This is a genomic window from Henriciella sp., from assembly GCF_029936995.1.
GTDB lineage: Bacteria > Pseudomonadota > Alphaproteobacteria > Caulobacterales > Hyphomonadaceae > Henriciella.
The window spans coordinates 69,608-82,307 of the sequence record NZ_JAPYRE010000003.1; the positions used below are offsets into that span (position 1 = coordinate 69,608).

The 12,700-nt window shown below is 58.4% G+C and carries 12 protein-coding genes; 6 read left to right on the forward strand and 6 right to left on the reverse strand.

What is annotated here, in order from left to right; genetic code table 11:
• Positions 1-6: 6 nt before the first annotated feature.
• Positions 7-669, reverse strand: a complete 663-nt coding sequence (locus Q1K31_RS07465) for an A24 family peptidase (protein WP_300378375.1) — start codon at positions 667-669, stop codon at positions 7-9.
• A 177-nt stretch (positions 670-846) separates the two neighbouring features.
• On the opposite strand from Q1K31_RS07465, the gene Q1K31_RS07470 reads away from it, so the two are divergent.
• Positions 847-1,845 (forward strand): NADPH:quinone oxidoreductase family protein, encoded by a 999-nt coding sequence (locus Q1K31_RS07470; RefSeq protein ID WP_300378377.1) that lies wholly within the window; start codon positions 847-849, stop codon positions 1,843-1,845.
• On the opposite strand, the gene Q1K31_RS07475 is transcribed toward Q1K31_RS07470, so the two are convergent.
• On the reverse strand, positions 1,826-3,025 hold the full coding sequence (locus Q1K31_RS07475; RefSeq protein ID WP_300378379.1) for an FAD-dependent monooxygenase: 1,200 nt from the start codon (positions 3,023-3,025) through the stop codon (positions 1,826-1,828). The two genes, Q1K31_RS07470 and Q1K31_RS07475, sit on opposite strands and share 20 nt — an antisense overlap.
• 130 nt (positions 3,026-3,155) lie before the next feature.
• Between Q1K31_RS07475 and Q1K31_RS07480 the strand changes: the two genes are divergently transcribed.
• From Q1K31_RS07480 to der, 5 genes are all read left to right on the forward strand, one after another.
• The gene (locus tag Q1K31_RS07480) at positions 3,156-3,737 is read left to right on the forward strand and encodes an NnrU family protein (RefSeq protein WP_300379034.1); all 582 of its coding nucleotides are present in this window, start codon (positions 3,156-3,158) and stop codon (positions 3,735-3,737) included.
• A 114-nt stretch (positions 3,738-3,851) separates the two neighbouring features.
• A complete protein-coding gene (gene panB / locus Q1K31_RS07485; protein ID WP_300378381.1) occupies positions 3,852-4,673 on the forward strand; it encodes a 3-methyl-2-oxobutanoate hydroxymethyltransferase in 822 nt (273 codons plus the stop codon).
• Positions 4,674-4,762: 89 nt separating this feature from the next.
• Positions 4,763-5,497, forward strand: coding sequence for a hypothetical protein (locus tag Q1K31_RS07490; protein WP_300378383.1), 735 nt, complete (start codon positions 4,763-4,765; stop codon positions 5,495-5,497).
• Positions 5,494-6,840, forward strand: coding sequence for a PQQ-binding-like beta-propeller repeat protein (locus tag Q1K31_RS07495; protein WP_300378385.1), 1,347 nt, complete (start codon positions 5,494-5,496; stop codon positions 6,838-6,840). Before Q1K31_RS07490 ends, Q1K31_RS07495 begins: the two co-directional genes overlap by 4 nt.
• 50 nt (positions 6,841-6,890) lie before the next feature.
• Positions 6,891-8,426, forward strand: a complete 1,536-nt coding sequence (gene der, locus Q1K31_RS07500) for a ribosome biogenesis GTPase Der (RefSeq protein WP_300378386.1) — start codon at positions 6,891-6,893, stop codon at positions 8,424-8,426.
• A 55-nt stretch (positions 8,427-8,481) separates the two neighbouring features.
• Here der and Q1K31_RS07505 read toward each other — a convergent pair whose 3' ends face one another.
• Genes Q1K31_RS07505 through radA form a run of 4 tightly spaced genes read right to left on the reverse strand, consistent with a single transcriptional unit; the run spans position 8,482 to position 12,605 of the window.
• Positions 8,482-9,180, reverse strand: a complete 699-nt coding sequence (locus Q1K31_RS07505) for an SDR family NAD(P)-dependent oxidoreductase (RefSeq protein WP_300378388.1) — start codon at positions 9,178-9,180, stop codon at positions 8,482-8,484.
• A gap of 27 nt (positions 9,181-9,207) precedes the next feature.
• Positions 9,208-10,647 (reverse strand): amidophosphoribosyltransferase, encoded by a 1,440-nt coding sequence (purF, locus tag Q1K31_RS07510; RefSeq protein ID WP_300378390.1) that lies wholly within the window; start codon positions 10,645-10,647, stop codon positions 9,208-9,210.
• Positions 10,648-10,695: 48 nt separating this feature from the next.
• Positions 10,696-11,229 (reverse strand): CvpA family protein, encoded by a 534-nt coding sequence (locus tag Q1K31_RS07515; protein ID WP_300378392.1) that lies wholly within the window; start codon positions 11,227-11,229, stop codon positions 10,696-10,698.
• Complete coding sequence (radA, locus tag Q1K31_RS07520; protein ID WP_300378394.1) at positions 11,226-12,605, reverse strand: DNA repair protein RadA; 1,380 nt, start codon at positions 12,603-12,605, stop codon at positions 11,226-11,228. The genes Q1K31_RS07515 and radA overlap by 4 nt, the downstream gene beginning before the upstream one ends.
• Between the last annotated feature and the right edge of the window lie 95 nt (positions 12,606-12,700).

The window sequence follows — 12,700 nt, forward strand, 5'->3', positions numbered from 1 at the left end:
CCGCTTCTAAGGGGCGGGGACCAGCAAGGGGCCACTAAGCCATGCGACCCAGCCAGCTAGGGCCAGCCACGGCCCGAAGGCTACGGCAGAGGTGCGGTTTAAGCGGGGGCCGCCAATGCAGCGCACTGCAAGAACGGCAAACAGGCCGGTCAGTGAGGCGACAAGCAATATGTCCGGCAGCCGTGTCCAGCCAACCCAGAGTCCGAGTGCGCCAAGAAGTTTAGCGTCACCGCGCCCAAGCCCTTCCTGTCCACGCAACAGCCTGTAGCTGACTTCCACGGCGAACAGGACGCCAAATCCGGCCAGTCCGCCAATCAGGTGTTCGGCCCATGAAGCTGACTGTGTCAGCCATATCATGATGAGGCCAAGCCCTGCTGCTGTCAGGTTCAGGGGATCGGGCAGTATATAGTGCTTCAGGTCGGTTGTAGCGAGGGCGAGCAAGGTCCAGCCGAAAAGGCATGAGAGTATGAAAGTGCCGGCTGGTGCGAAGGCATATGCGCTGAGGGCGACGAGCAGACCTGCAAACGCGCCGGCTGCAAAGAACCATCTGTCATGACCATTTTGAGTTGAGGCGTCATGGGTTTCAGTTGGCCATTGATGCGCGAGCCAGGCGGCCATGTAACCGGCAAAAGGTCCGGTGAGGATAAACAGAAGATATAGAAGAATCACGGCTGGAGACCTCGAGTGACGACATCTCCTGACGTCTTGGCGGCAAAGCAGGGCCAAGACAATGACTGGCTTGCCTGGACGGAAAACTGAAGAGGCTCACCCTGTGTCAGCATGGACAGGGTATGTGGGCCTCGCCTAGGTCTGACGGAAATTCCAGTACAGCTTTGGAGTCTACCCATGTCCCTTCCAGAAACCATGCGCGCCCTACGTGTCGAGAAACTGGCCGAGGCGTACGCTGGATGCCAGGTCCGGGAGATTGAGGTGCCGCAACCGGGGCAGGGGGAGATACTGTTGAAAATCAGGGCAGGCAGCCTTGGCTTTCCGGACCTGCTGATGACGAAGGGCGGCTACCAGCACAAGCCAGAGCTCCCCTTCACGCCGGGCGGAGATGTTTCGGGTGAGGTCGCTGCTGTCGGGACAGGAGTAAGCGGTTTTGATGTTGGCGACCGTGTTGTGACAGGCGGTCTGGGCGGCGCTTTTGCAGAGTACGGTGTCTACCCGGCAGACCGTGCACGGAAGATTCCTGACCATCTCGATCATGCTGAAGCTGCGGCTGTCGGTTCGGCCTATCTTACGGCCTATGTGTCACTCGTGCGCCGGGCAAATATCCAGCTGGGCGAATGGCTGCTTGTGCATGGTGCGGCCGGTGGTGTCGGCCTTGCGGCGGTCGACCTCGGCAAGCATCTCGGTGCCAGGGTGATTGCGACGGCTTCCAGCGATGAAAAGCTGGAAAAGATCAGACAGGCCTATGCGCCAGACGCAGTGATCAATGTAAACGAGGGCTTTCGCCAGCAGGTCAAGGAAATGACCGGGGGAGGTGCTGATGTGATCTATGATCCCGTTGGTGGGGATGTGTTCGATGAAAGCGTGCGCTGCATCGGATTTGACGGGCGGCTTCTGGTGGTCGGATTTGCGTCCGGCCGGATACCGCAAATCGGTGTGAACATGCCCTTGATCAAAGGGTTTTCCGTTGTTGGCGTCAGAGCCGGAGAGTATGGCCGCAAGTTCCCTGAGAAAGGCCGTGAGAATATGGAAGCGGTTTGGAAGCTCGTCAGTGAAAAGGCTGTGCGCCCGCATGTGCATGGAATCTACAGCCTGAATGATTGGCGCGAGGCCTTTGGCGAGATGGATCAACGCCGGGTTGTGGGGCGCGTCATTATTGATCCATCGCAGTAACGTCATAGCCATAGATCCAGTCCTGCCTTGAGCGGACAAAACCCGGAAGAATATGCCCGGCAAGCCACATCGGTGCGTACGTTGCGACCTGGCCTAGTAGCGTCTTGCGATGGAAAGTGCTCATGTTGCCGAGTGAAGCGGCCTGTAGGCGTGAAGTGCGTGGTTTGCGGATGGCTTCGTAGCGGACAATTCCGGCCTCGACCGCATCGGCCTCCGTCACCTTTTCGGCCAGCACCCATGCGTCTTCTATGGCCATGGCAGCCCCCTGCGCCATAAAGGGGAGCATCGGGTGACAGGCATCTCCAAGCAGGGTGACTGCGCCGTCATGCCAGCGTCGCAGGGGCGGGCGGTCGAACAGGGCCCAGCGGTAATGCGTATCCGCCTTGCTAATGAGCTCCGTAACCGGTGCGGCCCAGTTGTCAAAGTCCTCCAGTGCTTCTTCGCATTTGCCTTTCTCTGTCCAGCTCTCGCCTTTCCAGTCCTGACGCTCGACGACACCTACAAAATTGACAAGCTTGCCCCCGCGCAGACGGTAGGTCACGGCGTGACGGCCCCGGCCGGCCCATACGCAGGCAGTAGGCGGTGGTGGATTTTCCAGCCTGTCCATCGGCACGACCGCACGCCAGGCGAGATTGCCGGTAAACCGAGGCCTGTCCGGCCCGTGCATTTGTGTGCGGATGGTTGAATGAAGGCCGTCTGCCCCGATTACGAGGTTAGCTGTAAGGGGCGCTGACGCTTTAAGATGGAGTTGAGGGTCATTGCCTGTCTGCACATAGCCTGTGACGCTTGTGCCTAAGCAAGTTTCAGCCCTTGCGCTGGTCCGAAGCGCATCGCTCAATACGCTTATCAGATCGGCGCGGTGTATATGAAGATAGGGCGCTCCCCATCGCAGGTGGGCGGCAGCGCCTGTGGGAATACGAAAGATACCCTGTCCAGACTTTCCCAGCCTGAGTTCGAGAGCCTCCGGCTCGAACGCAACCTCTCGGATTTCCTCGCCAAGCCCAAGCGCGTCCAGGACTCTCACGGCATTGGGACTTAGCTGTAACCCGGCGCCGACCGCTTCAAGGACCGGTGCGCGTTCAAGGACCTGCACGGCCCAGCCCTTTTTTACGAGACAGAGAGCGGCGGTCAGCCCGCCTATGCCGCCACCTGAGATTATGGCTGTTCGGGTCGTGCTCATAGATATCCTGTTTGTCCTGTGAATGCCCCTAGCAGGGCTGGAAGGATCTGTCCTCTTCACAATCGCCGCTAAGCTTGCTGATCGGCGTCATTCGCGGCATGGTCGAGGGCTGCTGCCTGGGAGGGTTATGATGGGATATTTGCTTGCCGGCCTGGTCCTGTTTTTCGGGGCCCATCTGTTTACAACATTTCGCTCCCGAGCACCGGGAGAGGATCTGCGAACCCGGCTAGGAGAAGGGCCTTATATGGGGCTTTATAGCCTGGTCGCGATCGCCGGGGTGATCCTGATCGCTTTCGGTTATGACGCGATGCGCCCGGCCATGCTGGTCTGGCAGCCTCCGGTCTGGACGAAGCATTTCAATATCCTGATCCAGCTTTTCGCATTCATGATCCTGTTTGCCGCCTACACGCCATCAGGACATATCAAGAAGACGCTGAAACACCCGATGCTAGTCGGCGTAAAACTCTGGGCTGCCGGGCATCTGCTGGCAAATGGCGAGCTTAATTCGATCCTGCTTTTCGGCAGCTTCCTTGCCTACGCCATTATTGACCGGGTCATGCTTAAGAAACGCGGGGACAACGGACCACCTGCTGAAGTGAAAGCCAAGCTGTCCGGGGACCTGGTGGCAGTCGCCGCGGGGCTGGGCTTCTGGCTGGTGCTGATTTTCTGGCTTCATCCGATCCTGTTTGGTGTCCCGGTTCTGCCGATGTGACAGGCTGGTACGATACACACCATCATTGTGCCGACATCGTGGCTTGGCCTTGGGCATAGCGCTCTGCTAGGAGGACACTGTCCTTGGCCTCCAAGGCCCTGATTGGAGAGCAGAATGTCGAAACAGACTATTACGCGCCGCAAGACGGTAAAGGATATTGTATCCGCCAAGGGAGGCGAGCCGATTGTCTGCCTGACGGCATATGATGCCCCAACGGCATCCATACTTGATGATCATTGTGACTTGCTGCTTGTCGGTGATTCTGTCGGTATGGTTGTGCACGGTCTGGACACACCCGTCGGTGTCACCATGGACATGATGATCCTGCATGGACAGGCCGTGATGCGCGGTTCGAAGAAGGCATTCGTGGTCGTGGACATGCCGTTCGGCTCTTATGAGACGAACTCCGATACGGCTTTCGAGAATGCCGCCCGCATCATGAAGGAGACCGGCTGCCAGGCTGTGAAACTCGAGAGCGGCACGTACACTGCGCACCAGATCGCGCATCTGGTCGAGCGAGGTGTGCCGGTTATGGGGCATGTCGGACTACGCCCGCAGGCCATCAATGTAACGGGCGGTTTCAAGGCACAGGGACGCAATTCAGATGAACGCGCGCGCGTGATGGAAGAAGCGAAAGCCGCAGAAGAAGCGGGTGCATTTGCCATTGTTGTTGAAGGCGTTGCGGAAGATCTCGCCGAGGAGATAACCAAAGCTGTTGCGTGTCCGACGATCGGTATCGGAGCCTCGCCAACCTGTGATGGCCAAGTGCTCGTTACACAGGACATGCTTGGCTATTTTGACTGGACGCCGAAATTTGTACGCCGGTATCACGACATGCGCAACGAGATCGGCAAGGCGGCGGAAGCGTATGCAGGAGATGTTCGTAGCCGTCGCTTTCCAGGCAAGGCGGAAACCTACAAGCTGTCGAAACAATAAAGTGAACCGCTTTCACGCGTTGCCGGGGCAGGGCCCCGGGGTTAGGGTGCGCGAGAATCTGGTGACGGTTCAGCATTGGAGTATGCCAAGTGGCTGATATCTTTGAGGAAGTTGAAGAAGGCCTGCGTCAGGATCGCGCAGCGCGGTTGTGGAAGAAATACGGCGTTTTTGCCTATCTTGCCGCGGCTCTCCTGATTGGCGGCGTGGCATTGCACCAGTATCTGGAGCATCGCAGTTCACAGACCGTGGAAGCCAGTGCGCTGGAGTTCGAAGCGGCTGCCGATGCGCTTGGGTCCCAGGACTTTCAACAAGCAGCGAGTGGCTTTGAGGATCTGGCTGCTTCCGGTGCGCGGATTGCGCCCGTTGCGGCCAACTTCCTCGCTGAAACCCGTATTCAGGGAAGTGGCGATCAGAGTTCGGCGATTGCGGCACTTGAGCGTGCAGCCAATACGGAAACGCCGATTGGTAAGCTTTCCCTGCTGAAAGCGGCCTACCTGAAATCCGGGTCCATGTCGCGGGCCGAGACCGAAACGTATCTCAGCAGTCTCGCAGAAGAAGAGTCGGCTTTTGGGGCTCTGGCACTGGAGTTGATCGCTTCCAAGGCGGCGGACGAACAGGACTATGCCTATGCGCGGCAGGCTTTCAACGAGCTGCGCTTTCTAGCCAATGTGCCGCAAGGTGTGCAGCAGCGGGCGACGTCCGCGCTGGCCGCATTGCCGGTTGAAAACGCTGACTCAGGTGCCGAAGCGGCCGAACAGGGCAGCGCGCCGGCTGACGAGATAGACAGTGAAACGCCCTCAACTAATGGAGAGCAACCAGAATGATCACGTCGCAAATCCTGCGTATGAGCGTGGGCGGAATACTCGTGCTCACCCTTGGCGGCTGTTCCATCCTCGATTTTGGCAATGATGAGAAACAACGCCTCTCCGAAGAAGAGAGAGAGGGGCGTATCGAGATGGTCCTTGGCGACGAAGTTATCGAAGCCGATAGCGATCTCGCTTCGACGGAGATTACCCTTCCAGAGGCAACCCGCCTTGAGAGCTGGCCGCAAGCTGGCGCGCAGGCGACCAAGACGGCTGGTCATGTCGATGCTGCCAAGGATCTCCAGATCGCCTGGAGTATTGATGCTGGTAAGGGCTCAACACGTAAATCGGCACTTACGACACCACCTGTCGCAAGTGAAACAGTCATTTATGTGATCGACTCCCGTCAGACTGTACGGGCGTTTGATATCAATACAGGCGACCGCCTGTGGCAGCGGAAGCTGGATTCCGGAAACAGCCGCGATGAAATTGGGGTAGGGTCAGGCATTGCGCTCTCTGACAACAAACTGATCGTTGCAAGTGGTTTCGGTTTTGTTGCGGCTCTTGATCCGTCAAATGGCGGTGAGCTCTGGCGCACGGACATGGAAGCGCCGATGACGGGCTCGCCAACCATCAAGGACGGTCGCGCCTATGTGTCCTCGAACAATAATGAAGTTTTTGCTCTGAACGTGGAGACTGGACAGGTCATCTGGTCTGATCAGGCAATTGCCGAGTCTGCGCGTGTCCTTGGCTCGCCCAGTTCTGCCGCGATTGAGGACATCGTGATTACGCCCTACTCATCGGGCGAGATCATCGCCTATCTGGCTGCCAATGGACGCCGGCTCTGGAACGAAGCCCTCTCGCGCCCGGGCAGATTCACGCCCATTTCCTCGATCAACGATATCGCCTCGCGCCCTGTGATCGGCGGGGGACTTGTTTTCGCCGCCAACCAGTCAGGTGTCATGGCCGCCATTGATGGCCGGTCCGGCAATCGTGTCTGGGTCCAGCCCGTCGGTTCGACCTCGGCACCAGCACTGGCCGGCAACTATATCTTTGTCAGTGGCACGGATGGCCGAATTGCTGCCATTCAGGCGAATACCGGCAAAGTGTTCTGGGTGGCAGAGCTGCGCCGGTATGAAAAGCAGGAAAAGAAGAAGGGTCGCATATCCTATGCGGGACCGCTTGTCGCATCGAACCAGGTGATCGTCGTAAACTCACTTGGCGGCCTAATTAGCCTGTCACCTCAAACGGGTGAACGGATTGGCAGCCTGGAGCTCAAGGACCCTGTTTATCTCGAGCCGATTTCAGTTGGCGATAAGGTGTTTGTGCTGACGGATAATGCGCGCCTCATCGCAATCCGTTAAGGGCTGCGTTTTGTTCCGGATAATCCGGGCGTATCGGGAAGGGGCGGCTCATGCCGTTGAAGATTGCGATTGTCGGGCGGCCGAATGTCGGTAAATCGACGCTGTTCAACCGGCTTGCGGGCAAGCAGCTTGCGCTGGTGGATGACCAGCCGGGTGTGACGCGTGACCGGAAAGAGGCTTCCGGACGTCTGGCTGACCTGCCGCTGACCCTTATTGATACCGCCGGGTTCGAGGACGCATATGACGAGTCGCTGGAAGCGCGCATGCGCCAGCAGACGGAAGTCGCGATACGCGAAGCGGAGCTGGCACTCTTCCTGATCGATGCGCGCGACGGTGTTACGCCGACGGATGAAACATTCGCAGAGGTCCTGCGCAAGGCTGACCTGCCGGTCGTGCTGGCAGCCAACAAAGCGGAAGGCCGGCAGGGCGATATTGGCATTGCGGAAGCCTGGGGGCTTGGCTTTGGTGAGCCTGTTGGTCTTTCGGGTGCTCACGGCGAAGGGCTTGGGGATCTCTATTCAGCGATTCGCCTGGCGCTCGGTGAAGAAGCATTTGAAGCTGCTTTCACCGAGGAAGATGCTGCCGAGGGAGAAGGCTTCGATGACGAGATTCTCGACCGTATGGCTGAGATTGATGTCGATGATCCGAATCTCTCGGAAGATGAGCTGACATCCGCGCTGGAAGCAGCGGGTATTGATGATGCCGCTGAAGCGGAAGCCCAACTTGCCGCACGTGAAGAAGCGAAGAAACGGCCGATCCGTCTGGCCATTGTCGGGCGCCCAAACGCAGGCAAATCTACGTTGATCAATCAGTTGATTGGCGAGCAGCGCCTTCTTACCGGGCCGGAAGCAGGTATTACGCGTGATTCCATTGCGGTTGACTGGATATATGAGGGACGCCGTATCAAGCTGGTCGATACGGCCGGTCTGCGGCGCAAGTCGAAGGTCCAGGAGCGTCTGGAACGCATGTCGACTGGTGAAACCGTCCGTTCCCTCAAATATGCCGACATCATTGCGCTGGTCATGGATCCTGATGACGCGTTCGAAAAGCAGGACCTGCAGATTGCTGACCTTGCTGTTCGTGAGGGGCGTGGTCTCGTCTTCGTGATTTCCAAATGGGACACGGTGGAAAACCACGCGCAGAAGATGCGGGAGCTCACGGATCTCGCAAAACGCCTGCTGCCGAATGCCAAAGGTGCGCCCGTCGTTACGCTTTCGGGATTGACCGGCAAGCGCGTGGACCGGTTCATGCCTGCAATTGCGAAAGTGTATGATGACTGGTCGGCGCGGGTGAAGACTGGCGATCTCAATCGCTGGCTGCGCTACACGATCGAGCGCCACCCGCCTCCGGCTGTTCACGGCAAGCGCATCAAGCCGCGCTATATGGCGCAGATGAAGGCCCGTCCGCCAACGTTCGTGCTTATCGCTTCGCGCGGCGAGCATATGCCAGAGCAATACAAGCGCTTCCTGATCAACGGGATCCGCGAAGCGTTCGATATGATGGGCGTACCGATCCGTCTCTTCGTGCGTCAGGGAAATAACCCCTACGCCGACAAGGGCCAGCAAAGACCACGGCGGAAGAAGTAGTGAGATACTTGCCTATCAGTTGCGCTTTACAAGATGGGTCCAAGCTCTACCGAACTTAGTCCTTATAGGAAATCCGCGCCCCTGTACGTGACTCGCTTGCTTCCAGGAGCGGCGCGAGCTTCTGTACAACTTCTTCCGGTGTCGGAAGAGTCATCGGGTCCTCGCTCGGCATGGCTTCAGCGCGCATACCGGTGCGCGTGGCGCTCGGATCGAAGAGGTTGACGCGCAGGGCCATGTTTTCGTTCTCGTCGGCCCATGCGGCCACAAGCCCTTCCAGCCCCGCCTTGGAAGCTTGGTAAGGCCCCCAGAAGGCGCGAGGACGTGGCACGACCCCTGATGTGACAAAGACCGCGCGCGGGCTCTCTGAGCGTTGAAGGAGAGGCGCCATCGCGCGGATCAATCGCCAGTTGGCGGTCAGGTTCACGTCGATCGTTTCTTCAAAACTGCGTGGCCCCACGGCTTGTAGTGGGCCGAGCGTGCCTAACACGCCGGCATTACCAAGCAGGGAGTCCAGACGGCCGAACCGTTCGGCAAGGGCCTGGCCAAGAGTCTCAAAGGCGGTTTTGTCCTTGAGGTCCATAGGCACCAGCGTCGAGCTGCCACCTTCGGCCTTTATGGCGTCGTCCAGCTTTTCCAAGGCAAGCTTGGAGCGGCCTGTTGCGACAATGTGATGGCCACGGCGTGCAAGTTCGAGCGCTGCAGCATGACCGATGCCACGGGAGGCGCCGGTAACGAGGGTAATACGTTTATCCATGCAGGCGGCCTAATCGGCTGGTCAAAATTAGTCCAGAAGCGAAAGCTGACGTTCCTTGCCGCTTTCATCCCGCATGTGATCGACCAGCCGTGTAGGGTAGCAGCCCGTGAAACAATGGTCGGAGAATTGCGGCATGCTTGCGTCCCGCTCAATTCCTATCGCAGCGTAGAGTCCTGGGACGGACAGGAACCCGAGGGTTTCTGTCTTGAGAAAGTCGCGCATTTCCTCAAGCGAGTGGTTGGCAGCGATCAGTTCGGACTGAGCGGCCATGTCGATGCCGTAGAAATCCGGGTGTGTGATTGGCGGGCTGGCTGATCGCATATGGACCTCCTTCGCCCCGGCGTCGCGCACCATCTGGACGATCTTCTTGGAGGTGTTACCCCGCACGATGGAGTCATCGACGAGCAGGACGCGCTTGCCTTCTAGAACAGCCCTGTTGGGCGAGTGCTTGCGCGATATGGAGCGCTGACGTCCTGTCTGGGTCGGTTCGATAAAGGTGCGGCCGACATAGTGGCTGCGAATAATGCCGAGCTGGAAAGGGATGCCGCTTTCTTCTGAGAAGCCGATCGCGGCTGGCACTCCCGAATCGGGTACGGGCACGATGACATCGACATCGGCCGGGTTTTCGCGTGCAAGCTGGCGGCCCATGCGGCGGCGGACTTCATACACGCTGCGCCCCTGCAGGATGCTGTCAGGCCGCGCAAAATAGACGTACTCGAAGAGGCAGGGTGCTTCGGGCCGGCGCGGGAAAGGAAAATAGCTTTCCACCCCGTGCTCGGTAATGATCACAACCTCGCCATTCTCGATCTCACGGATGAATTGCGCGCCGATAATGTCGAGTGCACAGGTTTCCGAAGCGAGTACCCAGCCATCACCGATCTTGCCGAGCACAAGCGGTCGCAAGCCTATTGGATCGCGCGCCCCGATCAGCTTCTTGTTAGTCATGCCAAGCAGCGCGTAACCGCCTTCGATATAGGTCAGGGCATCGAGGAAACGGTCGCGCATAAGCGGCTTCGGGCTTCGGGCGACCAGTTGCAGGACTGTTTCGGTGTCCATGGTCGACTGGAAGATCGCGCCTTTTTCGATGAGATCGCGGCGCAGAGCGCGGGCATTGGTAATGTTGCCATTGTGCGCGACCGCGAATCCCGAAGAGGCGAGGTCTGCGAAGATTGGCTGGATGTTGCGTGCGGCGGGCTTGCCCTGCGTGGAGTAGCGGTTGTGGCCAATCGAGGCGTGACCGGGCAGGCGGGCTGTCAGATCACCGCCAAAGTTTTCGCCGACGAGGCCCATATGACGTTCATTATGGAATTTCTCGCCATCAAACGTGGCGATGCCACAGGCTTCCTGGCCGCGATGCTGGAGGGCATGTAGCCCAAGTGCTGTGAGAAGCGAGGCTTCAGGATGGCCAAAAACGCCTACAATGCCACACTCTTCGCGAGGCTTGTCGTCATCATGGTCCCAGATCATCGACACCTCGCTGTCACAAAGTATGGCTGCGAAGTATGCCGCGACCCGTCACTCGTCAAGGGGCATACGCTGCTGAACGCGGTCGCTGACTGCAGGTGCAACCTGTTTCACATATTCCGCGCCATCCATAAGCATTGGATAGGTCTGGGCATTTCGTATCCATTCCGGAATACGGTCTGCCTCCAGAGCCTGATCAATCAGGAAGACGAAGAAGATTAAGACAATTGCGCCGCGGGCAAAACCAAAGACGCCGCCGGCCAGCCGGTCAAGAAAACCGACGCCATCAATGCCCTGTATGGATTTGGAGAGAGTTGCACCGAACCAGGCGACAAGGACATAGACCAGCAGGAAAAACCCGACAAAAAGGATGAGATCAGGCAACCAGTCTGCCGTATCTGAAGGCATGAGACGGGCTAGTGGATCTCGAAAATAGAGCCGTGCATAGTAGGCTGCTGCAAGAGCGGCGATGAAGGCACCAAGTGTGGCCAGCTCACGCATGAAGCCACGCACCAGCGCCATCAGCGTGGAGATGATCAGCAGGACGATCACGATCGCGTCGAAAGCTGTGAGGGCGTCCATCATGCGTCTGGTTCCGGACCGAGTAAGTCTACCAGTTCAGATAGCCGTGCCAGCCCGGTAACGGTCAACCCTTCAATTGTCGGTAAACTGCCTTCGGGGACATAGGCATGCTGGAATCCAAGGCGTTGCGCCTCCTTGAGGCGCTGTTCCATGCGGGCCACCGGCCGGATCGTGCCAGAAAGGGCGATTTCCCCAAAAAAAACCGATTTTTCAGGTGCGGGTCTGTCTGCAAGCGATGTGAGGAGGGCGGCAGCGGCGGCGAGATCACCAGCCGGTTCAGCCATGCGGTATCCGCCAGCCACGGACAGATAGACATCACGTCCACCGAGGGAAACGCCACATCGTGCTTCCAGAACAGCAAGAACCATAGCCAGACGATTGGCATCCCAGCCGACAATACTGCGTCGCGGTGTGCCATAGGCGGACTTGGAAACAAGCGCCTGTACTTCCGCCAGGACGGGCCGGGAACCTTCCATGGCTGCAAACACGGCGGCGCCCCCAGATGTATCACTATCGCTTGAAAGAAAGAGTGCCGAAGGTTCGCGGGCTGGCGCCAAACCATATGTGTGCATCTCGAAGATGCCGATCTCGTCGGTGGGCCCGAAGCGGTTCTTAACCGCGCGTAGGATGCGGAACTGGTGCCCTCGCTCTCCTTCGAAATAGAAGACAGTGTCAACCATGTGCTCAACGACGCGAGGACCGGCGATCTGGCCTTCCTTGGTCACGTGGCCGACGAGGATCAGTGCGACGCCCGACTTCTTGGCCCACCGGGTCAGCTCTTGCGCGCAAGCGCGGACCTGTGCGACTGAGCCGGGTGCCGCTTCGAGGCTGTCGGACCACATGGTCTGGATCGAGTCGATGACAACGAAATCGGGTTTAGCGGCTTTGAGCGTGGAAAGAACTTTTCGCAAATCTGTCTCGGTCGCCAGGTCGACCGGGCTTTCGGCAACTTTCAGACGGCGGGCGCGCTCCTGAATTTGGGCAGCAGCTTCCTCACCGGAGACGTAAACGGTCTTCAGGCCGTTGCGTGCCAGCCGAGCAGCGACCTGAAGGAGCAGTGTCGATTTACCTATGCCCGGATCACCACCGATCAATGTGGCAGAGGCCGGAACCAGCCCGCCTCCGAAGACGCGGTCGAGTTCATCGACACCGATCACGTTGCGCGCTGGAGTTTCGCTTGTCGCGTTGAGAGTCGTCAGTTCGGCTTTCCCGGCTTTTCTGGAAAGGGATTTCGGTGAAGCCAGACCGCCGGGTGCGGCCGAAACCGTTTCCTCCTCTACGAGTGTATTCCAGGCCCCGCAAGCTTCGCAGCGTCCCGCCCATTTGGCATGAACAGCACCACAACTCTGACAGGTAAAAGCGGTAGTCGATCGGGCCATGCCGAAAGGGCTAAAGTGATACGAAAAAATATGGAAGCTGCCGATGCATAACTACATATGTAACATTGCTTCGAATTAATTATTGAAAAACGATA